The organism is Microbispora sp. NPDC088329, from assembly GCF_040685655.1.
Taxonomy (GTDB): Bacteria; Actinomycetota; Actinomycetes; order Streptosporangiales; family Streptosporangiaceae; genus Microbispora.
In genome coordinates this window covers 85,313-110,910 of record NZ_JBFBIP010000028.1, presented here as the reverse complement: position 1 = coordinate 110,910, position 25,598 = coordinate 85,313, and the positions used below count along the sequence as shown (strand labels likewise).

Sequence of the window (25,598 nt, the reverse complement as noted above, 5' to 3'; positions counted from 1 at the left end):
GGGCTATCCCAGCAGGGTCAGCAGGTCGCGGTCCCCGCGTTCTCGCAGCCGCGCGAGGAGCTCGGGGCGGTCGGCGGGTCCGGAGAGGCCGACGCGCGTCGCGATCACCCGCGCGGCCTGCTCCGGCGTGCCGCCCGGCGCGGTGTAGCCCACCAGGCGCAGCGCACGGCTCGTCTGGTCGCCGCCGTTCGCCGCGGGCAGGTGCCGTACGCGGAGCATGCCCTCCTCGGACAGGGTCAGGAAGATGTGGCTGCCCTCCTCGGCCGAGACCTCGCTGAGAATCCGCTTGAGGGAGCCCAGAGCCGGCCGCGCGTGCCAGGAGAGGCCGACCTCCCCGGCCGCGCTGCGCACCATGCGCTCCTCGCCCGGGGCGAGACCGACGTACGCGGCGAACCCGCTCGGCAGCGGCACCTCGCCGCCGTCGAGGTGGTCGCCGGAGACGTCCACTCTGAGCCACCACCTGCCGTCCGGCTGCCGGAAGCACCGCCGGGTCAGCGCCACGTCCTTGAGCCCGCCCCGCTGCCCGTCCTGTTGCCCGTCCTGTTGCCGGTCGGGCGGTTGCTCCGCGTCGATCTCCGCGTCGATCTCCGCGTCGATCTCCGGGCCGATGTCCGGGTCGATGTCCGCGTTGGTCCCCGGGCTGATCTCTGGGTTGATCCCTGGGTTGATCTCCGACGCCTTCTGCGCGCGCAGCTGCGGCACGCTCTCCAGCCACTGCCTGGCCACGTCGGGACGGATGCCGAGAGAACCGATCATCTCCAGCGCCTGGGGGACGGTCGGCGGCCGCTCGGCCGAGGCGATCAGATTCCGGGTCCTGCTCCGCAGGTCCTCGATGTCGCCGGCCACGAGCCAGTCGCCGTAGAGCCGGTGGCCGGGAAGCGTGGCGAGCACGAACCGCCAGGCGGGCACCTCCAGCGAGCGCAGTTCGCGCCCGTGCCACTCGGCCGCAGTGACAAGCCGCGCCTTCGGAACCGCGGCCCCGAGCGTGTCGGTGAGCCGGGCCAGGTGCTCCGCGTACGGCGCGGCCTCCGGCAGCGCGAGCCAGCGGGTCAAGCGGTCACGCAGGGCCGCTTCGAGATCGTGGATCACGGCGGGAGGGACGGCCAGCAGCTTGGCGAGCTGCTCGGGGGCGGACGGCTCGTCGGCGAAGACCCGGTTCTGCGCCACCATCCAGGTCTGGTCGTCCAGGTCGCCGAACGCCGCGTCGATCAGCGCGGGAAGATCCTCGTCCGGCCGTTCCTCCGGCGCCTCGGCCTGCTCGATGTCCTGCTCGGGGTCCTGCTCGACGTCCTGTTCGATGTCCCGTTCGGCGCCGGGAACGACCTCCTCGGGGAACATCCGTAAGAACACGGCGGTGAACAGGGCGGTCAGCACGGGACGAGCCTTGACGAACGGCTGGTCGGCCAGTTCCCGGCCGGACAGCGCGAGCAGGCCGTGCCACGACCCCGCCCGGTCGAGCGCGATGGCGACCTGGGGGTCGTCGGCCTCGTCGGGGTCCAGCACGTGCAGCGCGGGCAGCACGTCACCGACGGCCGCCGCCGGCCAGTGGACGAGCGCGAGCTCGGTGAGCAGGTCGCCGAGCGCCTCGGCGTCCAGGACGGCGAGCACCCGGTGCAGGGGCAGCGTCCGCCACCAGGCGTCCGGCAGGCCGGGCCGGTCGGCCAGCGTCGTGATGCGGGCAGCGTCACTCCAGCGCAGCGGTGGCACGAGGTCACTCAGGCAGAAGTTCATGCTGTCCCCATCACTCACAAAGACCAGTCCATAGTCTGGCAAATCGCCCCCGCAGCGGTGGAGATTCGTGGTCCACCGACTCAACGGCGTTCGGCGGCGAAGCGGAGGCGGACGTAGTCGGCCATCCAGCCGGTCTCGCGGCGCAGGGCGGGGGCGGCCAGTTCGTTGACCCGGCGCAGCAGCGGCTCCACGGCCGCCGGGGGCACCCGGTCGAGCAGCGACCCCGCGAACATCCTGACCCAGTCGGCCGCGCCGTTCGGGCACTCGTCGAGCGGGGTGGGCCGGTCGAAATACTCCAGCAGCCGGACCGTGAACCCGCCCTTCTCGAGGCGGAGGGCGTACTCGGCGGGGCTCGGGAAATACCACGGCAGCTCGGGCTCGGGCAGGCCGTACTCACGCCAGGCGGTGAACACGGCGGCGGTCAGGGCCGCGCAGTTGCCCGCGCCGCCCATCTCGGCGACGAACCGGCCACCGGGCCGCAGCGCCTCCCGCACGCAGTCGATCACCGCGCCGGGGTCGCGGCTCATCCAGTGCAGCGCCGCGTTCGAGAAGACCGCGTCGTACGGCTGGGCGACGGTGAAGTCATAGCCGTCGCCCACGGTGAAGTCGAGTCCGGGGTGGTGCGCGATGGCCTGTTCGATCATCGAGTGGGAGCCGTCGATGCCCAGCACGTGGGCGCCGCGCCTGGCGATGTCGGCGGTGAGCACGCCCGTGCCGCAGCCGAGGTCGAGCACGCGCTCACCGGGGCGCGGGTCGAGCAGTTCCACCAGCGGCGCGCCCTGAGCCGAGACGTAGCCGAAGGAGCTGTCGTAGGCGCGAGCGTTCCATCGAGTGGGACTGGGAGTTTCGTACCGCAAGATCGGCTCGCATTCTGACACGTGGTGCCCGGTGTCGGGATTGCCGCAATCTCATGCCGACTTGTGAGACTGCTGGGATAACGACACACTTTACGGCTTCCGTCGCCCCTGCGAGATCAGGCTGCTCAACCGACCATCTGGGCCCAGTGCGCGTTGACGTACGACTTGGCCTTGTCCTGTTCGGGGATGCTCAGGATCACCGGGTCGCCGGACGCCTCCGGCAGCCTGGCGGCGGCGTCCCCGTCCAGCGTGTCGCGCATCTCCATCGCCTCCATGCGGGCGGGCCGGGCGTAGGCCTTCAGGAAGAGGTTCTGGCCCTCGTCGGACAGCAGGAACTCCTCCCACAGCCGGGCGGCGGCCGGATGCGGCGCGTCGGCGCTGATCGCCTGCATGTAGTAGGAGGCGAGCACCTCGTTCTTCGGAACCGTCACCCGCCAGGCCGCCGCGCCGCGGCCGGAGGCGGCCCGCGCCGTGTTCATGAAGTCCCAGTCGACCACCGCGCCGGCCTGGTCGGGGCGGCCGAGCATGCCGCCCTTCTTCAGTCGTGCGAACAGGTCCACGCCCCGTGCGGCGTCCGGCAGTCCCTTGCCGAGTGAGGCGGCCATCACGGCGCTGAACGCCGAGGCCACCCGGCGGGGGTCGCCGGGCAGCGCCACGATCGTCCCCGGCCTGACCAGCGCGCCGTACGACGCGGGGGCGGGGACCTTCTTCGGGTCGTAGCCGACCGACATGTATCCGCCGTAGGCGGCGTACCAGCGGCCCCGCTGCTCCTTGGCCTCGTCGGGGATGTCCGCCCACCCCGTCACCCGGTACGGCGCGAAGAGCTTGGTGTTGGCGGCCGCGACCTCCATGGTGAGGTCGAAGACGTCCGGCGCCTGCTTCGTCCCCCGCAGGCGGGCCGCGGTGTCGATCTCCTGTTTGCTGCTCGCCTCCGGCGCGATCGAGGTCACCTTGATGCCGTACTTGCCGGAGAAGCGCGCGATGATCTCCTTGTAACCGACCCAGCCGCCCGGCAGGCCCACGACGGTGAGTGCGCCCTCGTTCTTGGCCGCCTCGACGAGCCTGTCCATCGTGCCGAACCCGGACGCCAGGCTGTCGGCCCGCGGGTTCAACGGGGGCAGCGGCTTGTCCGGCGACGACGACTTCGAGCACGCCGAGGCCGTGGACAGGAGGATCGCCGCCGAGGTGATCGTCACGACGCAGGCACGTATGGTCACGCCGCGTATACTCCCCGCGCCGCGGCGGACGTTCGCGGCGGCGCGCTGGAGGATTACCGAGTCGGCGTCCGCACGAGGCGAGGGGATTACCGGGCGGGCGGCGCGGGCGGCACGACTTTGGCGGCGGCCAGGGTGTCCTCGGCGATCTCGACGAGGCTTCCGTCCCGTTTGCGCACGATGAGCACCCCGTCGTGCCAGGATTCCAACACACCGACGGCGTCCCGGTGCCCGCCGGGCACCCTGCGCCGCGTCGTCACCCGTTTGCCCACGTCGGCGGGGGTGATGGCGATCACGAGACGGGCTCCGAGCCGAGGGGCCACGACGATTGCCCCCCTCCTGTTCCGGCTAGTCGGCAGGCACCGCAATACTAGGGCTAGCAACCCGCGGTCGAGCCGTGCAACCCAGAAGGAGCCTGAGGTGACGTACGTCATCGCGCAGCCTTGCGTGGACGTCCTGGACAAGGCGTGCATCGAGGAGTGCCCCGTCGATTGCATCTACGAGGGCGAACGCATGCTCTACATCCACCCCGACGAGTGCGTGGACTGCGGTGCGTGCGAGCCGGTGTGCCCCGTAGAGGCGATTTTCTACGAAGACGACCTTCCCGAGCAGTGGAAGGACTTCTACAAGGCCAACGTCGATTTCTTCGAGGAGCTGGGGTCGCCCGGCGGCGCATCGAAGGTCGGCAAGATCAACAAGGACCACCCGGTGATCGCGGCGCTTCCGCCGCAGGGTGAGGACCACTGACCGACGCCTGACCGGCGTGGTCCGTGACGACTGGGGGATTTTCTTTGCTTGCGTTGCCGGACTTCCCATGGGATCGGCTCGTGCCCTACCAGGACCTGGCGCGGGCGCATCCCGGCGGGATCGTCGACCTGTCGGTCGGCACGCCGGTCGACCCGGTGCCCCCGGTCGCACGTGAAGCGCTCGCCGCCGCCGCGGACAGCCCCGGCTATCCCCTGACGTACGGCACCCCGCGGTTGCGTGAAGCGGCCGCGGGCTGGCTGCGGCGGCGTCACGGCGTCACGGTCGACCCCGCCGACGTGCTGCCGACCATCGGCTCCAAGGAACTGGTGGCCTGGCTGCCCACGCTGCTCGGCGTGCGTCCTGGCGAGCGCGTGGTCTTCCCCGAGCTGGCCTATCCCACGTACGACGTGGGCGCGCGGCTGGTCGGGGCGGAGCCCTACGCGACCGACGGGCTCCTCGCTCTGGGCCCGGAGCGGGTGCCGCTCGTCTGGGTGAACTCGCCGTCCAACCCCACCGGACGGGTCCTGCCCGCCGAGCACCTGCGCAAGGTCGTCGCGTGGGCGCGCGAACGGGGCGCGGTCGTGGCGTCCGACGAGTGCTACATCGAGCTGGGCTGGGAGGAGCACCCGGTCTCCGTCCTCCACCCGGACGTGTGCGAGGGCTCCCACGAGAACCTGCTCGCGGTCCACTCGCTGTCGAAGCGGTCGAACTTCGCCGGATACCGCGCCGGCTTCGTCGCCGGCGATCCCCGGCTCGTACGGCGGCTGCTGGAGGTGCGTAAGCACGCCGGCATGATGATGCCCGCCCCGGTGCAGGCCGCGACGGCGGCCGTGCTCGACGATGACGCGCACGCCGACGAGCAGCGGGAGCGGTACGCCCGGCGCAGGTCGGTGCTGCGGCCCGCGCTCGAGCGGGCCGGCTGGCGGGTCGAGCACTCGGCCGCCGGGCTCTACCTGTGGGCCACGAACGGCACCGGCTGCTGGGACCAGGTGCGCGCCCTGGCGGAAAGGGGCATCCTCGTCGCGCCGGGCGAGTTCTACGGCGACGCCGGACGCGGTCATGTCCGCATCGCCGTCACCGCCACCGACGAGCGCGTCGATGCGGCGGTGAGCCGCCTCCAGTAGGATCGCGCGCCATGACGACAGCGATCGTGATCGTGCTGGGCCTTGCCACGGTCGTCGTCGTGCTGGGCGCGATCGTGCGGAGCGCCGCGGCCCGGCGCACGCGTAGGCGCGAGCCTGTCCGCACCCCGCCCGCCGCCCCGGGGCGACTGCCGCTGAGTGCCCCCGTGGCCGACGCCGGCTTCTTCGACCCCCGGACGATCAGGGTCGGGGACACGGTCTACGTGGATGCGGCCCGCTATCGGGCCCTGGGCGCCCTGCACTGCACCATGCAGGGCGAGAAGTGGACGGAGTACCTGCTCGACGAGGGCGCCCGGCGCCACAACTGGCTGTCGATCGAGGAGCGGCCGGGCACGCAGGGCGAGTCCCTCCACCTGGAGGTCCTGCTGTGGACCGACGTGCCGACCCAGGGCATGGTGCCGGCCAAGCACATGCTGATCGTCGACGGCGTGGAGTTCGCTCCTATCGAGCGCGGCACGGCCGCCTTCCGTTCCGAGGGGAACACCGGGCTGCCCGAGCGAGGCCTGCTCGACTTCGCCGACTATCGGGCGGGAGACGGCCGCCTGCTGTCGTTCCAGCGTGTGCAGGGCGGCCAGTGGGAGGCGGCCTACGCCCGGCCGCTCACCCCGGGGTCCGTTCGAGTGGATCGGATGCCCTGATCACCGGGGTAGGTTCTGCTTCGTGGAACGGCGCCTCACCAAACCTGTCCTGACCGTGGTCGTCATCGTCGTCCTGCTGGGCGCGGCCATCTTCTACGGCGCCTATCACCTGCTGAAGCGGACCCAGCCCTTCGCACTGGGCGAACACTGCATGATCAAGACCTCCGACGGCACGCTCGACCTCGACATCGAGCAGGCTCAGGTCGCCGCCACCATCGCCGCCGTCGCGGTGCGGCGCAAACTGCCCGAGCGCGCCCTCCAGATCGCCTACGTCACCGCGATCCAGGAGTCGAAGCTGAGCAACCTGCCTTATGGCGACCGCGACTCGGTGGGGGTCTTCCAGCAGCGGCCCTCGCAGGGCTGGGGGACGGCCCGGCAGTTGCAGGACCCCGTCTACTCGGCGCGGAAGTTCTTCGCCGCGCTGGAGAAGGTCAAGCACTACCGGACCCTGCCGCTGCACGAGGCGGCCCAGGCCGTGCAGCGCTCCGCCGACGGCTCGGCTTACGCGGAGCACGAGTACGACGCCAAGATCCTCTCGGCGGCGTTCGCCGGGCGCGTGCCCCAGGCCGTCCACTGCTGGTACCCCCCGGCCGACAAGCCCGCGCCACCGCAGACGGAGGCCGCGCGCAAGCAGCTCGTACGCGCGCTCGGCGCCGACTCCGCGCCCAAGCGCGGCTGGCTGGTCGCCGCCTGGTACGTCGTCCACGCCCAGAAGTACAGCCTGCGCCAGGTGCGCTTCGAGGGCGTCACCTGGACGGCCGCCGCCGGTCACGACGGCTGGCGCAAGGACACCAAGCCCGTCGCCACCGTGCAGATCGCGTGAGCCCGTGGGTTAGGGTCGGGTGACATGCGGCTCGACCTTGCCCAGGACGTGGGCGCGCTGACGGCGCGACTGGTGGACATCGAATCGGTGAGCGGCGCGGAGAAGGCGCTGGCCGACGCCATCGAGGAGGCGCTCCGGCCACTGCCCCATCTCACGGTGCTGCGGGACGGCGACGCCGTGGTGGCGCGCACCGACCTCGGCCGGTCCGAGCGCGTGGTGATCGCCGGGCACATCGACACGGTTCCGGTGGCGGGCAATCTGCCCAGCAGAGCCGAGGACGGCGTGCTCTACGGCTGCGGCACCTCCGACATGAAGAGCGGGGTGGCGGTGCAGCTCAAGCTCTGCCTGCTGGCGGAGCCGAACCGCGACCTGACCTTCGTCTTCTACGACTGCGAGGAGATCGAGGCCGAGCGGAGCGGCCTGCTGCGGCTCACCCGCACCCACCCCGAGTGGGTCACGGGTGACTTCGCGGTCGTGATGGAGCCGACCGACGGGCTCATCGAGGGCGGCTGCCAGGGCACGCTGCGTGCCGAGATCACGGTGAAGGGCGTGCGCGCCCACAGCGCCAGGTCGTGGGAGGGCGTCAACGCCATCCACGGCGTCGCGCCGGTCCTGGAGACCCTCTCCCGGTACGAGGCGCGGCGGCCGGTGGTGGACGGCCTCCAGTTCCACGAGGGGCTCAACGCGGTTGGCGTGCGCGGCGGGGTGGCCGGAAACGTGATCCCGGACGAGTGCGTGGTGACGGTGAACTACCGTTTCGCCCCCGACCGCACGGTGGAGGAGGCGTTCGCCCACGTCCAGGAGGTCTTCGACGGCTTCGACGTGCGGCTCACGGACGGAGCCCCGGGCGCGCGCCCGGGGCTGACCCATCCCGTCGCCGCGGCGTTCGCCGCCGCGATCGGCGGCACCCCCAGGGCCAAGCTCGGCTGGACCGACGTCGCGCGGTTCTCGGCCCTCGGCATGCCCGCCGTCAACTGCGGCCCGGGCAACCCGAACGTCGCCCACACGGCGGGAGAGAGCGTGAGCCTGGCCGAGATCGCCGAGAGCGAGCGCCGCATGACGGCCTGGCTCAGCGAGTGAGCCTGATCGGCCGTAGCTGGCCATAGATACTGGCCATAGATAGAAGAAAGTGGCTTTCCTCGCCGGCCATTTGGCGGGGAAAGCCACTTTCGTCCCGAGCAGCACCCTCGTTTCTTAGACGGAGCCTCGGCGACGACCGGTTCCGTCCTTCCGAGGATCTTTTTCAAGATTCTTCCGGAGCGGCGCCCCAGGCGGGGGTGCCGGTCGGGCAGTGCGGCGGACGCTGCGGAAGTAGGCGTTGGCCGTGGGGCTGAACATGAGAGCACGCAGGCGCACCGCCATGAAGATCGCCGCGGCGAAGACCGTCAGCCGGAAACCGAGGCCGCCCGCCAGGCCGGTCAAGGAGGCCGATCCGTCGGCGAGCATGCCGGCCACCGCCAAGGCGGACTCGAACACGCCGGCGCCCACGGCGGTGAACCAGAGGGACGACGCGGTCTTGACGGGAGCGGGAACGGAAGGCGAGCCGACCAGGAGCTGCGCGGACATGACGACCTCTTCGATATAGCGAGTGATGAGCGATACGCGAAGAGTCTCCGCCAGGCGGGCGTCCTTGATCACGCCCGCACTCACCCCAGCCGAAGGTGGGGAAGGCCCTACCACGAACCCCCGCGGTCGGTGCCGCGCGTTTGGGGCGCGGGGTGCCCGGGCAGTGCGTGCGTCTTGCACCGTTCCCCGTCCCGACCGTTAGCGTGACCGTCATGAACCACACCCGACCCGAACGCCGGCAGGGTCCGTCGCTGGTCCGCGGCGGCCTCGTCCCCGAATCCACCCACGACCAGCGCCTGCTCGACCGCCGGGGACCCACCGGCTGGCTGCACGAGGATCCGTGGCGCGTCCTGCGCATCCAGTCCGAGTTCGTCGAGGGCTTCGGCGCCCTCGCCGACCTTCCTCCGGCGGTGACCGTCTTCGGCTCGGCCCGCACCGGCCCCGACAGCCCCGAGTACGAACTCGGGGTGAAGGTCGGCTCGGCGCTCGCCAAGGCGGGCTACGCGGTGATCACCGGCGGCGGGCCCGGGGTGATGGAGGCGGCCAACAGGGGCGCTCTCGAAGCCGGTGGCGTCTCGGTCGGCCTCGGCATCGAACTGCCGCACGAGCAGCGCCTCAACGACTACGTGGACCTCGGCATCGAGTTCCGCTACTTCTTCGTGCGCAAGACGATGTTCGTCAAGTACGCCAGCGGGTTCGTGTCCCTGCCCGGCGGCTTCGGGACGCTCGACGAGCTCTTCGAGGCGCTGACCCTGGTGCAGACGCGGAAGGTCACCTCGTTCCCGGTGATCATGATGGGTGTCGCGTTCTGGTCGCCGCTGATCGACTGGATCCGCGACACGCTGCTGGCGACGGGCAAGATCTCGCCGCAGGACGTCGAACTGGTCTCGGTCACCGACGACCCCGACGAGGCCGTGCGCCTCATCGTCGAGGCCGACCGCCGCTCCGCCACTCAGTAGGGTTGCGACGTGTTCGTCTGCGTGTACTGCTCCTCCAGTCAGAAGATCGACCGCAAGTACCTCGACCTCGCCGCGGAGGTGGGAACGGAACTGGCCCGCCGCGGCCACGGCCTCGTCAGCGGGGGCGCCATCGTCTCCTGCATGGGCGAGGTCGCCCGGGCCACCCGCGCCGGCGGCGGCCACACGATCGGGGTGATTCCCCAGGCCCTGGTCGACATCGAGATCTCCGATACCGACTCCGACGAGCTGATCGTCACCACCGACATGCGGGAACGCAAGGGGATCATGGACGCCAGGTCCGACGCGTTCCTCGTGCTCCCCGGCGGCATCGGCACCCTGGAGGAGCTGTTCGAGATCTGGACCTCCCGGGTGCTCGGCCTGCACGAGCGGCCCCTGGTCGTCCTCGACCCCTGGGGCCTGTACAGGCCGCTGCGCGACCTGGTCGACGGCATGTACGAGCAGGGCTTCACCCGGCCGAACGTGTTCGACGCGATCTCCTGGGCCACCACGGTCGAGGAGGCGCTCGACCTGCTGGAGCGGCCCACACCCCACCTCAGCCCCACGGGGGAGGAGCTGGGCGAGTCCTGATCAGGCCAGGCCGCGGCGGGTCAGGACGGGAGGCCGGCGGCCCAGCAGGGCCTCGGTCATGTCGAGGGCCTGCCGTACGTCATGGGACGTCCTGAAGACGCTCGCGCCCGCCCAGACGTAGGCGGCGGCGGCCGCGAGCGCCTCGGTCTCGTCGCCGGGGAGCGTCACGACGACGGTGTGCCCCGCCCGGGCCAGGGTGGACACCTCCGGCAGCGAGGCGGCCTCGACCCAGCCGGGCTCGGTCTCGTCGTCGGGGCCGATCACGCGCGTCATGCTTCCATGCTCGCATGCCGGAGAGTTGTGGCACGATTCGTATGTGCTGGTCGTACTCGTCATCGCCGGACTCGCCGTGATCGCCTGCGTGGTCATGGTCTCGCTGGGACACGGCGGCGAGATGGCGGAGTTCCCTCCCGACGTGCCACCGCTCGACCTGCCCGCGGCCGGCCAGGTGACTCCCGCCGACCTGGTCGCGCTCCGGCTTCCGATCGGTCTCGTGGGCTACAGCACCCAGGCGGTCGACGAGACCCTGCACCGGGTCTCGGTCGCGCTCGGCGAGCGCGACACGCGCATCGCGGTGCTCGAGCAGCGCGTGGCCGAGTTATCGTACGCGCGGCCGCAGGCGCGTCAGGAGACGCTACAGGTGGAAGCGGAGCGGGCCGAAGCGGAGCAGGACGGCGACGCCGACGAGAGCCGGGCCGAGCGTGACCGCGCGGAGGCGGAGGAGGCGTGGTGACGGCGCATGACGGGCTGGTCCGCTGCGGATGGGCGGGCACGACACCCGACTACGTCGCCTATCACGACGAGGAGTGGGGCCGTCCGGTCCGCGGAGACGACCTCGTCTTCGAGCGGGTCACCCTGGAGGCGTTCCAGTCCGGCCTGTCGTGGCTGACGATTCTGCGGAAGCGAGACAACTTCCGTAAGGCGTTCGCGGGCTTCTCGATCCCGGCGGTGGCGGCCTTCGACGAGGGCGACGTGGAGCGCCTGCTCGCCGACACGGGCATCGTGCGCAACCGCGCCAAGATCGAGGCGGCCGTCGCCAACGCCCGCGCCGCCCTGGAGGTGCCGGGCGGGCTGTCGGCGCTGGTGTGGAAGTACGCCGAGGAACCCGGGCGGGCGCCCGGCACCCTCACCGACGTCCCGGCCCGCACCGCGGGCTCCACGGCGCTGGCCAAGGAGCTCAAGAAGCACGGCTTCCGCTTCGTCGGCCCCACGACCGCGTACGCCCTGATGCAGGCCATCGGCCTGGTCAACGACCATGTGGCCGACTGCCACGTCCGCGAGGCCGTCAGCGCCCTTCGCCGTGTCTGATTGCTTCGAAGCGCCTGTCGGCCTTCGCTGTGTCGTCTGCTTTGAAGCGCCTATCGGCCTTCGCTGTGTCGTCTGCTTTGAAGCGCCTATCGGCCTTCGCTGTGTCGTCTGCTTTGAAGCGCCTATCGGCCTTCAAAGGTCGGCCTCTCCTTGCTGAGGAACGCCTTGGTGGCCGCCGCGTGGTCGGCGGTGGCCGCGCACTCGTCCTGAAGCACCGCCTCCCGCTCCAGCGCCTCGGCGAGGGAGCAGGACGCCGCGTGGTCCAGCGCCGCCTTGGTCGCGGCGTACGCCCGGGTGGGCCCCTGCGCGAGCCGTACGGCGAGGTCGCGGGCGGCCGACGCCAGCCGGTCGGCCGGGACCACCTCGCCCACCAGGCCGAGCTGCAGCGCCCTGGCGGCGTCCACGACGTCGCCGAGCAGCAGCATCTCCCGGGCGCGCGCGGGGCCGACGAGCCGCTGGAGCGTCCAGGACGCCCCCGAGTCCGGCGCGAGCCCGATCCCGGTGAACGCCATCGAGAACCTGGCGCCCTCCGCCGCCACCCGGAAGTCGCAGGCGAACGCGAGTGAGGCGCCCGCCCCCGCGGCGACCCCGTTGACGGCGGCCACGACCGGCTTGCCCATCGTGGTGACGGCCAGCACGATCGGGTTGTAGTGCTCGCGCACGGTGCCGGCCAGCCCGAGGCCCCGGTCGAGGTTGTCGGCGTGCTCGCGCAGGTCCTGCCCCGCGCAGAAGGCCCGGCCCGCGCCGGTGAGGAGCACGGCACGCACGGACGCGTCGTCCGCCGCGCGCCGGACGGCCGCGAGCAGGTCGGTCTTCATCGCGACGGTCAGCGAGTTCATCGCGTCGGGGCGGTTCAGCGTGATCGTGGCGACGGCTTCGTCGACGTCATACGTCACGGTCATCTCAGGCGGCTCCATTCAGTGTGCGGTCCACGAACGCGGCGGCGGCGGGCAGCAGCCGGGCGGCCTCCTGATCGAAGAAGGCGCGGGCCTTGTCGCCCGGCCAGCCCGGCGGCAGCAGGTCGGCGGGCAGCCCCGGGTCGCGGAACAGGAAGTTGCGCCACCCGTGCACGAGTCTGCTGCGGACGGCGAAGACCCGGTCGTCCGCGGCGTCGTCCGGCAGCGAGCCGACCAGGTCCGCCGCGCTGGCCAGCCAATCCTCGTACGCGCTGCCGATGGCGTCCAGGTCCCACGCGCGGGCGAGCAGGTCCCGCGGGTCGCCCTCGTACGCGGCGTCGAACCGGTGGCCCGGCACCCGCAGCGCGTCGAGTTCCGGCGAGGGCCGGGGTCCGATCCAGGTCGTCTCCGACAGCGGGGCGTACCCGAGGAAGGCGAGATCGGCGCGCAGCCGCTCACGGCGCGCCCGGTCCCTGACCGGTTCGAGCACCAGAACGTGCCAGCGGCCGGTCCACGGCGTGTCGCCCCCGCTGTAGACGCGGGCGACCGTCTCGTCGAGCCTGCGTTCGCACTTCGGCGTGACCGCGTATCCCGGTCCCTGCGGCAACCGTACGGGATCGAGCCAGCCCTGCCTGACCATGCGGGATATCGCGGTCCGTACGGCCGGCGCCGCGATGTCGAGCGGTGCGAGCAACCTTACGAGCGCGGCCACGGAGGCACGGCCGCCACGGGTGCGAAGGTGGTCCCCATAGAGATCGAAAAGCGCGGCTCGGGCGTTCACCCCACCCAGTGTGGGGTCACGTCCGGTCCGCCCACAACGCGTGCCGCGTCGCATTGATCCACTGACCGGAGCCGGGCCGTTACCTTTTTGAGCTCGGAGGCGGGATAATAGAACATCACAGAAACGTGAATACGCCGGTTACCCTCCGGGGCGGCCGACAACGCGGGAAGGGATACACGCATGGCGGCGATGAAGCCGCGGACCGGTGACGGTCCGCTGGAGGTCACCAAGGAAGGACGGGGCATCGTCATGCGGGTCCCTCTCGAAGGTGGCGGCCGACTCGTCGTGGAGCTGTCCGCGGACGAGGCCAGCGCCCTCGGTGATGCGCTCAAGAAGGTGGTCGGCTGATTCGTCAGCCGACCTGTTAGATTCACGGCCCTGGCGGCGGGTGCTCCCGCGCCGGGGCCGCCCTGTTGGAGGTGGACGTGCCCATCGAGACCACGCCGGTCCTCGCCGGTTCCCGCGGTGTCAACGGTTCCCACGGCGCCGGCCCCGCGCCGGACGCCGAGCTGGTGGCCGTGCCCTTCGGCCCTGATCTGGCCCTCGCCCCGGCGCCCTGGCTGGAGTCGCCCGTGCCGGTGGACGCGCTGCTGGCGCACTACGAGGCCAAGGGGGAGCCCGGCGAGGTCGTGGAGATGCCCACCGTCCGGGACGGCGGGGTGCGGCGTGTTCTGCTGTACGGCACCGGCGACGGCTCGGCCGCCGCGCTGCGCAAGGCCGGAGCGGCCGTCGCGAGGCGGGCGAAGGGCCGGGCGTCGCTGTCGGTCGTCGTCCCTTCCGAGGGGGACGCCGCCGCCCTGGTCGAGGGCGCGCTGCTCGCGGCATACACCTTCACCATCGGCAACGGCCGCACGAAGCCGGTGGGCGAGATCGTCTTCGTCGGCGGGGACGAGCGCGACCTGAAGCGCGGCGAGGCGGTCGCGCGGGCCACGGCGCTCGCCCGCGACCTCGTCAACACCCCGTCGTCGGTGAAGACGCCCGCCTGGCTCGCCGAGCAGGCCGTGGCGGTCGCGGCCGAGTCCGGGCTCGGCGTGCGCGTGTGGGAGGAGGCCGAGCTCGGCGAGTTCGGCGGCATTCGTGCGGTGGGGCAGGGGTCGGTGAGCCCGCCCCGGCTGGTCATGCTCTCCTACGCCCCCGAGGGCGCCACGACCCACGTGGTGCTCGCAGGCAAGGGCATCACCTTCGACACCGGCGGCCTGTCCCTGAAGCCCACCGAGGGCATGAAGGCGATGAAGACGGACATGGCGGGCGGAGCCGCCGTCATCGCCGCGATGAGCGCGCTGGCGGCCTTCGAGGTGCCGGTGCGCGTCACCGGCCTCGTGGCATGCGCCGAGAACTCCATCTCCGGATCGGCGCAGCGGCCCGGAGACGTCATCACCCAGTACGGCGGGCGCACGGTCGAGGTGCTGAACACCGACGCCGAGGGCCGTCTCGTGCTGGCCGACGCGCTGGCGTACGCGGACGCCGAGCTGGACCCGGACGTCGTCATCGACATCGCGACGTTGACCGGCGCGGCCAAGGTCGCGCTCGGGCAGTCGGTCGCGGCCGTCTACGCGACCGACGAGTCGCTGGCCGCCGCGCTGACCGGCGCGGGGGAGGCCAGCGGGGAGCGGCTGTGGCGGATGCCGCTGGTCGAGGACTACCGCGCGATGCTCGACTCGGACGTGGCCGACCTGTCCAACATCGACAGGATGAAGTCGGGCGCGGCGGGGTCGATCACCGCGGCGCTGTTCCTGCGCGAGTTCACCGGCGGCCGGCCCTGGGCTCACCTGGACATCGCGGGGCCCGCGCGGGCCGGCTCGGACGAGGCGGAGATCACCAAGGGCGGCACGGGCTTCGGCGTCCGCCTGCTGCTGCGCTATCTGACCGGCTGACGCCGCTCAGGAAAGTTTCACGGCGGCCAGCAGGCCGGAGCCGAGCGGCAGCATCAGCGGGCGCAGCCGCTCGTCGTTCCTGACGAGCTTGCCCAGTTCGCGGATGGCGACCGTGTCGGGGTCGCGCTGCGTGGGGTCGGCCACCTGGTCGTCGCAGAAGGCGTCGCCGAAGACGACGACCCCGCCCCGGCGCAGGAGCCGTACGGACTCGGTGAGGTAGTCGATGTACTCCTGCTTGGCCGCGTCGCAGAAGACCATGTCGTAGCCGCCGTCGGCGAGGCGGGGGAGGACGTCGAGCGCGCGGCCGCCGATGAGGCGGATCCGGCTGCCGGAGAATCCCGCCTCCGCGAACGTCTGGCGAGCCATGCGCTGGTGCTCCGGCTCCACGTCCACGCTCGTGAGCGTGCCGTCCGGGCGCATCCCGCGCAGCAGCCACAGGCCGGAGACTCCGCACCCGGTGCCGACCTCCACCACCGAGCGCGCGTTCACGACGGTGGCGAGGAAGCAGAGCGCCGCTCCGCACCCGGGCAGCATCGGGCGCGCTCCGACCTCGATGCCACGCCGGCGCGCGGTCCGCAGGATGTCGTCCTCCGGGACGAACTCCTCCGCGTACTCCAGGCTGGCCGGTGTCGCCATCGGCCTCTCCCTCCCCTGCTTCATCTTGGTCGCAGCCTAGGGGAGTCGGACCGGAACGGGAACTCACGCCACAACGGGGACGTTGCACGCTTTGAACGGTCTTTGTTCGAGACCGCTCAGCCCGCGGTGCGCAGGAAGGGGCGAAACCAGGCACTATGGCTGTAGCGACGATCCTGCAGAGAGGAATGCCGGTGGACGAGCACGACCACCAGGCGGAGACTTCGGTGTCCGACTGGACGCCTCCCACATGGGAGGAGGTCGTCCGAACTCATTCCGCCCGGGTCTACCGGCTGGCCTATCGGCTGACGGGCAACGTCCACGACGCCGAGGACCTCACTCAGGAGGTCTTCGTCCGGGTCTTCCGGTCCCTTTCCAGCTACACCCCGGGCACGTTCGAGGGGTGGCTGCACCGGATCACGACGAACCTCTTCCTCGACATGGCGCGGCGCAAGCAGCGCATCCGCTTCGAGGGGCTCGCGGACGACGCCGCCGAGCGGCTGCGCGGCCGCGAGCCGTCCCCGGCGCAGGCGTACGACGACGCGCACCTGGAGCCCGACATCCAGGCCGCGCTCGACGCCCTGGCGCCGGAGTTCCGCGCGGCCGTGGTGCTGTGCGACATCGAGGGACTGTCCTACGAGGAGATCGCCGCGACACTCGGCGTGAAACTCGGCACGGTGCGCAGCCGCATTCACCGCGGCCGCGCCCAACTGCGGGAGGCACTCGACCACCGGGCGCCCTCCGCGAACCGGAACGGCGATCAAACCCCCCCTTCATTCAGCAGGGAGGGACTGTGAGTCATCTTGGCGAGCGCGTCTCCGCGCTCATCGACGGCGAACTCAGTCACAACGAGCGGGAACGCGCCCTCGCGCACCTGACCTTCTGCGCGGACTGCCGTGCGGAGGTCGACGCGATGCGGGCGCTGAAGACACGCCTGCGGTCCATGGATCCGCCCGCCATGCCGGCGGACCTCACCATGTCGCTGCTGCGCATGGCGGAGCCGGGAGGGCCGTTGCCGCCGCGGATGCGGCCCTTTCCCGACCATCCGGCCTTCGGCGCGGGGCGGCTGCCCGGAATGCACGCCGCCGGGCCGATGGACAACCGGCCCCGGGGACGGGACGACGGACGATCGGGCCCGGGGCGGCCCGGCAGGATCAGACGCGCGGGGTACGTCGCCGTGGGAATGGCCGGCGCCGCCGTCGCCCTCGGCACCATGCTCATGGCCGGCGGATCCACAGCCACCCCCAACCCGACGCCCGGGCAGATGTTCGTACAGCACCCCGGCCAGAACAGGGCACCCGTGGTGAGCGTGTCGCCCACCCCGTCACCCAGTGTCACCAGGGGGCTTTCGCGCTGATCGGAGGAATCGGCATACGATCGGACACCACAGCCGTCGTGTGCCGCTTTCCTCATGGTCGCCGGCATGGCCGCCCGGCTGCCAGCGGATGACGCCGTGCGCGAGGAGTGACTGCCGCGATGACCGACAACACGCGACCCTTCGGCGCGTCGGACCGGCCCGAGTTCCTTCCCGCGGGCGAGGAGCCCCCGCAGGGGCCCTCTCAGGAGCCGTCTGCGGGCTCGTGGGGCGCCCCCGGGGAGAGACCGCAGGAGGGGGCACGGGAGGGGGCACAGGCCGGCCCTCCGCCTCCCACCGGCGCGTACGGCATGGGCCCCGGCTGGGCTCCGCCGCCGCTGTATCCCGTCGCGCCGCCGCGCGAGTCGCGCGGCCCCAACATCGCGCTGTACGCCGCCCTGGCCGTGGTCATCGCGCTCGTGGCGGCGGGGGTGGCGAGCTGGGGGACGTTCCTGATGACGCGTCCGGCCCCCGGCATCGACCCCGGATACGCGCTGAGCACTCCGTCGAAGCAGCCCACGGCCCGGCCGCCGGAGTCGGTGGCCGGGGTGGCCGCCAAGGTCCTGCCCAGCGTGGTGTCGCTGGAGGTCAAGGGCAACAGCGAGTCCGGCACCGGATCGGGCTTCGTCATCAGGGGCGGCTACATCGTCACGAACAACCATGTCGTGGCCGTCGCGGGACAGGCCGGGGAGATCCGCATCCGCTACAACGACCGCACATCCTCGGGGGCGCGTGTCGTCGGCCGCGACCCGAACTCCGACATCGCGGTCGTGAAGCCCGACGCGCCCGCCAAGGCGCCGGAGCTGCCCCTCGGCAACTCCGACGGCGCGGTCGTGGGCGACCCGGTCATCGCGGTCGGCTCGCCCCTCGGCCTGAGCGGCACGGTCACCACCGGCATCATCAGCTCGCTCAACCGGCCCGTCGAGGCGGGCGGCAGCACGGGGTCCGACTACGCGCTCATCAACGCGATCCAGACCGACGCCGCCATCAACCCCGGCAACTCGGGCGGCCCCCTGGTCAACACCGCGGGTGAGGTGATCGGGGTGAACTCGGCGATCGCCACGGTCGGCGGCTCCCTGCTGGGCGAGCAGTCCGGCAGCATCGGCCTCGGCTTCGCGATCCCGGTGAACCAGGTGCGCAGGATCGCCCAGGAGCTCATCACCACGGGAACGGCCCGCACCTCCAGGATCGGGATCACGATCGACCAGGGCTACCAGGGCCAGGGGGTGCGGATCGCGACCCGGGCGGAGGCCGGGGCCGCGCCGGTCACGCCGGGCGGCCCGGCCGCGAAGGCGGGCCTGCGCGCGGGGGACGTCATCTTGGAGGTCGACGGCCAGCCCGTGAGCGACAGCCGGGAGCTGATCGTGACCATCCGCAGCAAGGCCCCCGGCGACCAGGTGCGAATCAAATTCCGGCACGACGGCGAGATGCGGACGGCCACGGTCACGGTCGGCGCGGCGCCGGCGCCCAGCGCGCGGCCTTCATGAAGCAGGGCCCATGAAGCAGGGCCCATGAAGCAGGGCGTCCCCTGTCCACAGCTTGGGGCGCGGGCATTAGTCTGATTTCAGCGTCGCACGTGCAGGAGGAGATCGCCATGTTCGGACTCGGCTGGGGGGAGGCCCTGGCACTGGTGGTGATCGCCCTGCTCGTCTTCGGGCCGGAGAAGCTGCCTCAGGCCGCCTCGCAGGCGGGCCGCACGCTTCGGCAGCTCCGGCAGATGGCCAACAACGCGAAGGCGGACCTGCAGGCCAACATGGGGCCCGAGTTCGCCAACTTCGACCCGGCCGACCTCAATCCGAAGAACTTCGTGCGCAAACACCTGCTCGACGACATCGAGAAGGACTGGAACGCCACGCCGGGACTGGAGACGGAGCCGGCGGCGGCCCCCACGCCGGAGCTGGGCGTGGGGGAGATCCCGCCGTACGACAACGAGGCGACCTGATCCGGGTCAGTGCTTGACCGGCGAGATGTCGAGCTTCAGGCCCTTGAGGCTGGTCGGCTTCCTGCCGAGGCCGGACGCGATCCGGCGCAGCTCCGCGGCCGCCGGGGCGTCGGGGTCGGTCAGCACGAGCGGCTTGCCCTCGTCGCCGCCCTCACGCAGCCGCATGTCGATCGGCACCTGACCGAGCAGCGGCACGCGCGCGCCCAGCGTGCGGGTGAGCGCGTCGGCCACGGTCTGGCCGCCGCCCTCGCCGAACACCGAGATGCGCTCGTCGCAGTGCGGGCAGGGCAGCCACGCCATGTTCTCGATGACGCCCGCGATCTGCTGGTGAGTCTGGGCGGCGATCGACCCGGCGCGCTCGGCCACCTCGGCGGCGGCCTGCTGAGGGGTCGTCACGACCAGGATCTCGGCCGTGGGCATCCGCTGGGCGACCGAGATCGCGATGTCGCCGGTGCCCGGGGGCAGGTCCATCAGCAGGACGTCGAGGTCGCCCCAGTAGACGTCGGTGAGGAACTGGTAGAGCGCACGGTCGAGCATCGGGCCGCGCCACACCACCGGCGTGTTGCCCTCGGGCTTGAACATGCCGACCGAGATGACCTTGATGTCATGCGCCACCGGCGGCATGATCATGTCCTCGACCTTGGTGGGCCGCTCGCTCACGCCGAGCATGCGCGGCACCGAGTGACCGTAGATGTCGGCGTCCACGACGCCGACCTTCAGGCCCTGGGCGGCCATCGCGGCGGCGAGGTTCACCGTGACCGACGACTTGCCGACGCCGCCCTTGCCGCTCGCGACCGCGAACACGCGGGTCAGCGAGCCGGGCTTGGCGAAGGGGATCTCCTTCTCCGGCCCGCGGTCGCCGCGCAGCTTCGTCTGCAGTTCCTTGCGCTGCTCCGCGCTCATGACGTCCATGTCCACGTGCACACGGGACACGCCGTCGATCCGGGACACGGCTCCGGTGACGTCGCGGGTGATGGTGTCCTTCAGCGGACAGCCGGCGACGGTCAGGAGCACGCCAACGCGCACCACCCCGTCGGGGGAGATGTCGACGTTCTTGACCATGCCGAGCTCGGTGATCGGCCGGCGGATCTCCGGATCGTTCACCGTCGCCAGCGCGGCCATGACCAGTTCAGGGGATGGTGCCATGAATCCATGCTATGGACTCAGCGGGAATCCTCAGAACCCGGCCCACGCGATCTAGGCGTATCGGCGCTCAGCTCGTCCTGCAGACGCTGGAGCTCGGAGCGGATGTAGTCGCGCGTGGCGACCTCGCCGAGCGCCATGCGCAGGCCGGCGATCTCCCGGGTGAGGTACTCGATCTCGGCCTGGTTGCGCTCGGCCGTCGTCCTGTCCTGCTCGTACTGGACGCGGTCGCGGTCGGCCTGCCGGTTCTGCGCCAGCAGGATCAGCGGCGCGGCGTACGACGCCTGGAGCGAGAGCATCAGGGTCAGGAAGATGAACGGATAGGGGTCGAACTTGTACGGCGCGAACACGTTCCACAGCAACCACACCCCGACGAACACGGTCATGTAGACGATGAACCGTGCCGTGCCGAGGAAGCGCGCGAACCGTTCCGAGAACTCGCCGAACGCCTCGGGATCGTAGTAGATCCGCAGCCGGGGGGTCAGCTCGCGCGGCTGATCGAGGCGTTCTGTCATGGGCGTTCCCGCCAGTCCTCCGGCAGCATGTGGTCCAGCACGTCGTCGACGGTCACCGCGCCGAGCAGCCGGCACAGCTCGTCCACGACGGGGACCGCGACCAGGTTGTAGGTGGCGAGGTAGGCCGCCACCTCGTGCACGGTGAGTTCGGGCCTGATCGGGTCCACGGTGATGTCTATCACGCTGCCGAGCAGCGTCGACGGCGGCTCCCGCAGCAGGCGCTGGAAATGCGCCACCCCCAGGAAGCGCCCGGTCGGCGTCTCGCTCGGCGGGCGGGTGACGTACACCTGGGCGGCGATGGCGGGGGTCTGCTCCTGCTGGCGGATGTGCGCGAGGGCCTCGGCCACGGTCGAGGTCGGCGGGAGGACGACCGGCTCGGTCGTCATCATGCCGCCGGCGGTGTACTCCCCGTAGGTCAGCAGCCGTCGCACCGGCGCGGCCTCTTCGGGCACCATGAGCCGCAGCAGCCCCTCGGCCTGCTCGGCGGGCAGCTCCTGCAGCAGGTCGGCGGCGTCGTCCGGGCTCATCTCCTCCAGCACGTCGGCGGCGCGCTCCCGGTGCAGCCTGCTCAGCACGAGCACCTGGTCGCGCTCGGGCAGCTCCTCCAGCACGTCGGCGAGCCGGTCGTCGTCCAGCGCCGCGGCGACCTCGGCCATCCGCTTGCTGGGCAGCTCGTGCAGCATGTTCGCGAGGTCGGCCGGGCGCAGCGCCTCGAAGACGGCGAGCAGGTTGGCCGCGCCCTGGTCCTTCTGGATCCCGGCGAAGCCCGTGACCTCGTCCCAGTCCACGATCAGCGTCTCGCCCCTGCGCCGCTTCCCGCGGCGTACCGCGACCTTGGTGATCAGCCAGTCGGACGGCCGCGGCTGCTCCATGGCCAGGTCCTGCACGGTCACCCGCTCGCCCTTGTACTCGACGACGCGGTCGAGCATCTCCCCGATGGCCAGCGTCTCGGCGTCCCGGCACTCGAACCTGCGCATGTTGAGCTTGCCGGTGAAGATGACGGCGCGGGCCTCGATGCCGGTGACCCTCGTGATCGGCAGGAAGACCCGGCGGCGTGGCTGGACCTCGACGACGAAGCCGTGGACCCGGGGGAGCAACGGCCCGCGCAGCGAGACGACGACGTCCCGGATCCGGCCGATCTGGTCGCCGGCCGGGTCGAAGACCGCCAGCCCCGCCAGGCGGGCGACGAAGATCCGATCCACCCTGTCAGGTTACGCAAGGATGCGTACCGCTCGGTGTTATGACAGGATCAAAGCCGTTTATTGGTAATTACATGGGCAGGTGACGATGAGGGCTGTCAGCCTGGCGATCGCGGGCGTCTCGGCCTTCTGCTTCGGGTTCTCCGGACCGATGGCGAAGATCATGGGCATGGCGGGGCTCACGCCGCTGGAGGCCGTGTGGATCCGCATGGCGGGGGCCGGGGTGCTCCTGCTGGCGGTCCTGGCCGCCGTCAGGCCGCGCGCGCTGCGCATTCCCCGCGACCGCCTGCTGTTCTTCGCGGCGTACGCCGTGGTCGCCGTGGCCGCCGTGCAGGCCCTGTATTTCGTGGCCATCACCCGGCTGCCGGTCGGCGTCGCGCTGCTGATCGAGTACACCTCGCCGGTGATGGTGGTCCTGTGGGTGCGGTTCGTCCGGCGCGTACGACTGCCGCGCTCGGCCTACCTGGGGGCGCTGATCGCGATCGTCGGCCTGGCGATCGTCGTGCAGGTCTGGGAGGGGCTGCGCCTCGACGCGCTCGGGCTGCTGCTCGCTCTGATCGCCGCCGCCTGCTGCGCCGGATACTTCCTGATGAGCGACTCATTCGGGGACGACGTGGACAGCCTTGGCCTGATCGGCTGGGGCATGCTCGGCTCGGCGGTGGTCCTGCTGCCCGTCTCCAGGCCCTGGAACATCGACTGGCCCGCCTTCACCCGCGCCGTCGAGGTCTCCGGGCACACGGTCCCCGTCGCCGCGGCCGGCGTGGTGCTGGTCGTGGTGGCCACCGTGATCGCGTACACGACCGGGGTGACCGCCGTGCGGCGGCTGTCGGCCGCGGTCGGCGCGACGGTCGCGTCGGTGGAGGTCATCGCGGGAGCGGTGATCGCCTGGGTGCTGCTCGGCGAGCGCCTGGGAGCCGCCCAGATCGCCGGAGGCGTGATCGTCCTCGCCGGGGCCCTGCTGGCCCAGACCGCGACCGTACGGCTCGGTCCGGAGCACCACGCCGCCGAGGTGGCCGAGACCGTACGCGTCTGAGTGTTCAGATGCGGGGGACGAGCCGTACGACGGTGGACCGCTCGGCCCAGCGGGCGGTCAGGCCGGCGGCGTCGCGGGCGTTGAGACGCTCCTTGGCCAGCGCGGCCACGGCCTCGGGGGCGGCCGCCTGGTCCACCACCTCGGCGACGGCCGGGAAACGGACGAGTTCGGCGCCGTTGTCCTTGCTGCGCAGCACGACCTCGATCTCACCCCGCCCGGCCGCGACCTCGGACAGGCCGGGCAGGGACTGCTCCTCGCCGCCGGTCACCACGTAGACCGCGCCGTCGTGCCAGACATGCCAGGCCAGCCGCGGTCCGGACGGCAGGCCGAGCCACAGCACATTGGACTTCTTCGCGCCCTCTTCGATCACCGACAGGGTCATGAGGGACAGCCTATGCACCGCGCTACCGTTGGCCCATGCGCGCTCGACGTTCGTGCCTGGCGGTGCCCGGCAGCAACCCGCGTTTCCTGGAGAAGGCCCAGGGCCTCGCCGCCGACGAGATCTTCCTCGACCTGGAGGACTCCGTCGCCCCCGGCGCCAAGGACGCGGCGCGCCGCAACGTCGTCGCCGCGCTCAGGGAGGGCGACTGGACGGGGAGGACGGTCGTCGTCCGGGTCAACGACCTCACCACCCGGTGGACCTACCGGGACGTCATCGAGGTCGTCGAGGGCGCGGGCGACCGGCTCGACTGCCTCATGCTGCCGAAGGTCTCCGACGCCTCCCACGTGGCCTGGCTCGACACCCTCCTCGGCCAGATCGAGCGGGCCACCGGCCTGCCCGAGGGCGGCATCGGCATCGAGGCGCAGATCGAGGACGCCCGGGGCCTGGTCAACGTGGACGACATCGCGGCATCCTCGCCCCGGCTGGAGACGCTGGTCTTCGGCCCCGCCGACTTCATGGCCTCGATCGGCATGCGCACGCTGACCGTGGGCGAGCAGCCCCCCGGCTACGGCGAAGGGGACGCCTACCACTACATCCTCATGCGCATCCTGATGGCCGCCCGCGCGCACGGCCTCCAGGCGATCGACGGGCCATACCTGCAGATCCGCGACCTGGACGGCTTCCGCCGGGTGGCGATGCGCTCGGCCGCGCTGGGGTTCGACGGCAAGTGGGTGCTCCACCCGTCGCAGGTGGAGGCGGCCAACGAGGTCTTCTCTCCGTCGCAGAAGGACTACGACCACGCCGAGCTCATCCTCGACGCGTACGAGTACCACACGACGGTCGAGAAGCGGGGCGCGGTCATGCTGGGGGACGAGATGATCGACGAGGCGTCGCGGAAGATGGCCCTGGTGGTGGCCGCGAAGGGCCGTGCCGCCGGCCTTTCCCGCTCCAGCGCCTTCAGCCCGCCCGGCTGATCGCCCGCGGCAGGGCACAGGGCCGGGGGCGTCGCGCGAGGGCGGGCGGGGGACGCGAAGAATGGACACATGAACGAACCACAGCCGGATCCGGCCGTCCCCTCCCCGCCGGCCACGCCGCCGGGCCGGCACCAGGCGCCGGGCCCGGATCAGGCCGGCGGAGGGACCCAGATGCCCGGTCCCTACCTGGCGCCCGGGCCGTACGCGGGAGGGACGGCCTGGCCTGCCGGTCCGCCGCAGCCGCTGCCGCACCCGGCGATCGGGCCCCAGCCCTGGTCACCGGGACAGCAGCAACAGCCCGGCGGACGGCCGCCGGGCGCGTACCAGGGGCCTTATCCCGGGCAGTATCCGGGGCCCTATCCGTGGGGGCCGCCTCCGCGTACCCGCTGGGACGTCCCGCCCCCGCCCGGCACCCGTTACGACCGCCTGGCCCGTACGCCGTTGCACCGCTGGTGGCGGCCGATCGCCGGGACCGCGGCGATCATCGTGGCCTTCCTGGCGCTCTCGATCGTCGTCGGGCTGGTGGCCTTCCTGGTCTCGCTGGTCACGGGCGTGCCCATGGTGCGGACGGGGACCCGGCTGTTCGCCGACCCCGTCCTCGACCTCGGATTCCAGCTGGGGGTCATCGCGCTGCTGCTGCCGCTGGTGCTCGGCGCGGCGTGGCTGTTCCAGCGAAGACCGCCGGGGTCGCTGTCGTCGGTGGCCCTGCGGCTGCGGTGGCGGTGGCTGGGGGCCTGCCTGCTGGTCGCGCTGGTGGCGGTCGTGCTCGGTCAGGCGGTCGAGGCGGTGACGCTGATGTCCGCCGGGGTGGATCCCGGATTCCGCTGGGCGGGCTGGGAGCGGTTCCTCCCGGCCATCATCCTGATCCTGCTGCTGGTGCCGTTCCAGTCGGCGGCCGAGGAGTACGCCTACCGCGGGTGGATCATCCAGGGCTTCGGGGCGTACCTGCGTAACCCGTGGCCGGCGATCGTGGTGGGAGCGGCGGCCTTCGCCGCCTCACACGGGTACACGGGCTGGGGAATCGTCTACGTCTTCGCGTTCGGCATGCTCATGGGGTGGCTGGCGGTCCGGACCGGCGGGCTGGAGGCGCCGATCGCCCTGCACGCGACCAACAACATCGTGGCGTTCGGAGTCGTCGCGGCCTCCGGGGACATGGGCAGCGCGATGGAACAGGGCGAGGTGCCGTGGGAGGCGCTGATCGGATCGGCCGTCCAGTTCGCGGTTTTCGGCATCGGCGTGCTGATAATCGCCCGAAAGTGGGCAATTCAGACCCTCTCCCGATAAATCTCACTAGAGAGG

The 25,598-nt window shown here is 71.6% G+C and carries 31 protein-coding genes; 18 read left to right on the top strand and 13 right to left on the bottom strand.

Going from position 1 to position 25,598, the window contains the following annotated elements; all coding sequences use genetic code 11:
- Positions 1 to 3 precede the first annotated feature (3 nt).
- The 4 genes from AB0O28_RS35590 to AB0O28_RS35575 form a co-directional block, all read right to left on the bottom strand.
- Positions 4 to 1,749: a hypothetical protein gene (locus AB0O28_RS35590; RefSeq protein ID WP_363646982.1), complete on the bottom strand. Its 1,746-nt coding sequence runs from the start codon at positions 1,747 to 1,749 to the stop codon at positions 4 to 6.
- Positions 1,750 to 1,811: 62 nt separating this feature from the next.
- Entirely contained in the window at positions 1,812 to 2,588 is a 777-nt protein-coding gene (locus tag AB0O28_RS35585; RefSeq protein WP_363646981.1) for a methyltransferase domain-containing protein, read from the bottom strand.
- Between the two features lie 125 nt (positions 2,589 to 2,713).
- Positions 2,714 to 3,805 (bottom strand): ABC transporter substrate-binding protein, encoded by a 1,092-nt coding sequence (locus AB0O28_RS35580; protein WP_363646980.1) that lies wholly within the window; start codon positions 3,803 to 3,805, stop codon positions 2,714 to 2,716.
- 86 nt (positions 3,806 to 3,891) lie between these two features.
- The gene (locus AB0O28_RS35575) at positions 3,892 to 4,125 is read right to left on the bottom strand and encodes a hypothetical protein (protein WP_363646979.1); all 234 of its coding nucleotides are present in this window, start codon (positions 4,123 to 4,125) and stop codon (positions 3,892 to 3,894) included.
- Positions 4,126 to 4,222: 97 nt separating this feature from the next.
- Between AB0O28_RS35575 and fdxA the strand changes: the two genes are divergently transcribed.
- Genes fdxA through dapE form a run of 5 tightly spaced genes read left to right on the top strand, consistent with a single transcriptional unit; the run spans position 4,223 to position 8,232 of the window.
- Positions 4,223 to 4,549 (top strand): ferredoxin, encoded by a 327-nt coding sequence (gene fdxA / locus AB0O28_RS35570; protein WP_363646978.1) that lies wholly within the window; start codon positions 4,223 to 4,225, stop codon positions 4,547 to 4,549.
- A 44-nt stretch (positions 4,550 to 4,593) separates the two neighbouring features.
- Complete coding sequence (gene dapC, locus AB0O28_RS35565) at positions 4,594 to 5,673, top strand: succinyldiaminopimelate transaminase (protein WP_363646977.1); 1,080 nt, start codon at positions 4,594 to 4,596, stop codon at positions 5,671 to 5,673.
- An 11-nt stretch (positions 5,674 to 5,684) separates the two neighbouring features.
- A complete protein-coding gene (locus AB0O28_RS35560; RefSeq protein ID WP_363646976.1) occupies positions 5,685 to 6,329 on the top strand; it encodes a DUF4178 domain-containing protein in 645 nt (214 codons plus the stop codon).
- A gap of 22 nt (positions 6,330 to 6,351) precedes the next feature.
- Positions 6,352 to 7,152 carry a hypothetical protein gene (locus AB0O28_RS35555; protein WP_363646975.1) on the top strand — a complete coding sequence of 267 codons (801 nt, stop codon included), beginning with the start codon at positions 6,352 to 6,354 and terminating at the stop codon, positions 7,150 to 7,152.
- A gap of 24 nt (positions 7,153 to 7,176) precedes the next feature.
- Complete coding sequence (gene dapE / locus AB0O28_RS35550) at positions 7,177 to 8,232, top strand: succinyl-diaminopimelate desuccinylase (RefSeq protein WP_363646974.1); 1,056 nt, start codon at positions 7,177 to 7,179, stop codon at positions 8,230 to 8,232.
- A 114-nt stretch (positions 8,233 to 8,346) separates the two neighbouring features.
- Here the strand turns inward: dapE and AB0O28_RS35545 are convergent, their stop codons facing one another.
- Positions 8,347 to 8,790 carry a hypothetical protein gene (locus AB0O28_RS35545; RefSeq protein ID WP_363646973.1) on the bottom strand — a complete coding sequence of 148 codons (444 nt, stop codon included), beginning with the start codon at positions 8,788 to 8,790 and terminating at the stop codon, positions 8,347 to 8,349.
- A gap of 140 nt (positions 8,791 to 8,930) precedes the next feature.
- Between AB0O28_RS35545 and AB0O28_RS35540 the strand changes: the two genes are divergently transcribed.
- Together AB0O28_RS35540 and AB0O28_RS35535 are read left to right on the top strand one after the other, a co-directional pair.
- Positions 8,931 to 9,677: a TIGR00730 family Rossman fold protein gene (locus AB0O28_RS35540; protein ID WP_363646972.1), complete on the top strand. Its 747-nt coding sequence runs from the start codon at positions 8,931 to 8,933 to the stop codon at positions 9,675 to 9,677.
- 9 nt (positions 9,678 to 9,686) lie between these two features.
- Positions 9,687 to 10,265, top strand: a complete 579-nt coding sequence (locus tag AB0O28_RS35535; protein WP_363646971.1) for a TIGR00730 family Rossman fold protein — start codon at positions 9,687 to 9,689, stop codon at positions 10,263 to 10,265.
- On the opposite strand, the gene AB0O28_RS35530 is transcribed toward AB0O28_RS35535, so the two are convergent.
- Entirely contained in the window at positions 10,266 to 10,538 is a 273-nt protein-coding gene (locus tag AB0O28_RS35530) for a hypothetical protein (RefSeq protein WP_363646970.1), read from the bottom strand.
- 43 nt (positions 10,539 to 10,581) lie between these two features.
- Between AB0O28_RS35530 and AB0O28_RS35525 the strand changes: the two genes are divergently transcribed.
- Both AB0O28_RS35525 and AB0O28_RS35520 read left to right on the top strand, forming a co-directional pair.
- Complete coding sequence (locus tag AB0O28_RS35525) at positions 10,582 to 10,998, top strand: hypothetical protein (protein WP_363646969.1); 417 nt, start codon at positions 10,582 to 10,584, stop codon at positions 10,996 to 10,998.
- Positions 10,995 to 11,573: a DNA-3-methyladenine glycosylase I gene (locus AB0O28_RS35520; RefSeq protein WP_363646968.1), complete on the top strand. Its 579-nt coding sequence runs from the start codon at positions 10,995 to 10,997 to the stop codon at positions 11,571 to 11,573. Before AB0O28_RS35525 ends, AB0O28_RS35520 begins: the two co-directional genes overlap by 4 nt.
- A gap of 122 nt (positions 11,574 to 11,695) precedes the next feature.
- Here the strand turns inward: AB0O28_RS35520 and AB0O28_RS35515 are convergent, their stop codons facing one another.
- A complete protein-coding gene (locus AB0O28_RS35515) occupies positions 11,696 to 12,490 on the bottom strand; it encodes an enoyl-CoA hydratase-related protein (protein ID WP_363646967.1) in 795 nt (264 codons plus the stop codon).
- Entirely contained in the window at positions 12,477 to 13,304 is an 828-nt protein-coding gene (locus tag AB0O28_RS35510; RefSeq protein WP_363646966.1) for a PaaX family transcriptional regulator C-terminal domain-containing protein, read from the bottom strand. The genes AB0O28_RS35515 and AB0O28_RS35510 overlap by 14 nt, the downstream gene beginning before the upstream one ends.
- A 126-nt stretch (positions 13,305 to 13,430) precedes the next feature.
- Here AB0O28_RS35510 and AB0O28_RS35505 point away from each other — a divergent pair, with 126 nt between their 5' ends.
- Together AB0O28_RS35505 and AB0O28_RS35500 are read left to right on the top strand one after the other, a co-directional pair.
- Positions 13,431 to 13,598, top strand: a complete 168-nt coding sequence (locus tag AB0O28_RS35505) for a DUF3117 domain-containing protein (RefSeq protein ID WP_076433904.1) — start codon at positions 13,431 to 13,433, stop codon at positions 13,596 to 13,598.
- An 83-nt stretch (positions 13,599 to 13,681) separates the two neighbouring features.
- Positions 13,682 to 15,124, top strand: a complete 1,443-nt coding sequence (locus AB0O28_RS35500; RefSeq protein WP_363646989.1) for a leucyl aminopeptidase — start codon at positions 13,682 to 13,684, stop codon at positions 15,122 to 15,124.
- Between the two features lie 6 nt (positions 15,125 to 15,130).
- Here the strand turns inward: AB0O28_RS35500 and AB0O28_RS35495 are convergent, their stop codons facing one another.
- The gene (locus AB0O28_RS35495; RefSeq protein WP_363646965.1) at positions 15,131 to 15,760 is read right to left on the bottom strand and encodes an O-methyltransferase; all 630 of its coding nucleotides are present in this window, start codon (positions 15,758 to 15,760) and stop codon (positions 15,131 to 15,133) included.
- A gap of 185 nt (positions 15,761 to 15,945) precedes the next feature.
- Here AB0O28_RS35495 and sigE point away from each other — a divergent pair, with 185 nt between their 5' ends.
- The 4 genes from sigE (at position 15,946) to AB0O28_RS35475 (ending at position 19,053) form a co-directional block, all read left to right on the top strand.
- On the top strand, positions 15,946 to 16,554 hold the full coding sequence (gene sigE / locus AB0O28_RS35490) for an RNA polymerase sigma factor SigE (RefSeq protein WP_363462211.1): 609 nt from the start codon (positions 15,946 to 15,948) through the stop codon (positions 16,552 to 16,554).
- Positions 16,551 to 17,114 (top strand): zf-HC2 domain-containing protein, encoded by a 564-nt coding sequence (locus tag AB0O28_RS35485; protein WP_363646964.1) that lies wholly within the window; start codon positions 16,551 to 16,553, stop codon positions 17,112 to 17,114. The genes sigE and AB0O28_RS35485 overlap by 4 nt, the downstream gene beginning before the upstream one ends.
- A 119-nt stretch (positions 17,115 to 17,233) precedes the next feature.
- The gene (locus AB0O28_RS35480; RefSeq protein WP_363646963.1) at positions 17,234 to 18,598 is read left to right on the top strand and encodes a trypsin-like peptidase domain-containing protein; all 1,365 of its coding nucleotides are present in this window, start codon (positions 17,234 to 17,236) and stop codon (positions 18,596 to 18,598) included.
- A 107-nt stretch (positions 18,599 to 18,705) separates the two neighbouring features.
- A complete protein-coding gene (locus tag AB0O28_RS35475) occupies positions 18,706 to 19,053 on the top strand; it encodes a sec-independent translocase (RefSeq protein ID WP_363646962.1) in 348 nt (115 codons plus the stop codon).
- 6 nt (positions 19,054 to 19,059) lie between these two features.
- Here AB0O28_RS35475 and AB0O28_RS35470 read toward each other — a convergent pair whose 3' ends face one another.
- The 3 genes from AB0O28_RS35470 to AB0O28_RS35460 are packed head-to-tail and all read right to left on the bottom strand — an operon-like array spanning position 19,060 to position 21,913.
- Entirely contained in the window at positions 19,060 to 20,199 is a 1,140-nt protein-coding gene (locus AB0O28_RS35470) for a P-loop NTPase (RefSeq protein WP_363646961.1), read from the bottom strand.
- 17 nt (positions 20,200 to 20,216) lie between these two features.
- Complete coding sequence (locus tag AB0O28_RS35465; protein WP_363646960.1) at positions 20,217 to 20,711, bottom strand: DUF1003 domain-containing protein; 495 nt, start codon at positions 20,709 to 20,711, stop codon at positions 20,217 to 20,219.
- Positions 20,708 to 21,913 (bottom strand): CBS domain-containing protein, encoded by a 1,206-nt coding sequence (locus AB0O28_RS35460; RefSeq protein ID WP_363646959.1) that lies wholly within the window; start codon positions 21,911 to 21,913, stop codon positions 20,708 to 20,710. The genes AB0O28_RS35465 and AB0O28_RS35460 overlap by 4 nt, the downstream gene beginning before the upstream one ends.
- An 85-nt stretch (positions 21,914 to 21,998) precedes the next feature.
- On the opposite strand from AB0O28_RS35460, the gene AB0O28_RS35455 reads away from it, so the two are divergent.
- Entirely contained in the window at positions 21,999 to 22,943 is a 945-nt protein-coding gene (locus tag AB0O28_RS35455) for a DMT family transporter (protein WP_363646988.1), read from the top strand.
- A 4-nt stretch (positions 22,944 to 22,947) separates the two neighbouring features.
- On the opposite strand, the gene AB0O28_RS35450 is transcribed toward AB0O28_RS35455, so the two are convergent.
- Positions 22,948 to 23,325 (bottom strand): hypothetical protein, encoded by a 378-nt coding sequence (locus AB0O28_RS35450; protein WP_363646958.1) that lies wholly within the window; start codon positions 23,323 to 23,325, stop codon positions 22,948 to 22,950.
- Between the two features lie 35 nt (positions 23,326 to 23,360).
- On the opposite strand from AB0O28_RS35450, the gene AB0O28_RS35445 reads away from it, so the two are divergent.
- Positions 23,361 to 24,299: a CoA ester lyase gene (locus AB0O28_RS35445; RefSeq protein WP_363646957.1), complete on the top strand. Its 939-nt coding sequence runs from the start codon at positions 23,361 to 23,363 to the stop codon at positions 24,297 to 24,299.
- Between the two features lie 69 nt (positions 24,300 to 24,368).
- On the top strand, positions 24,369 to 25,583 hold the full coding sequence (locus AB0O28_RS35440; protein WP_363646956.1) for a CPBP family glutamic-type intramembrane protease: 1,215 nt from the start codon (positions 24,369 to 24,371) through the stop codon (positions 25,581 to 25,583).
- Positions 25,584 to 25,598: the final 15 nt, after the last annotated feature.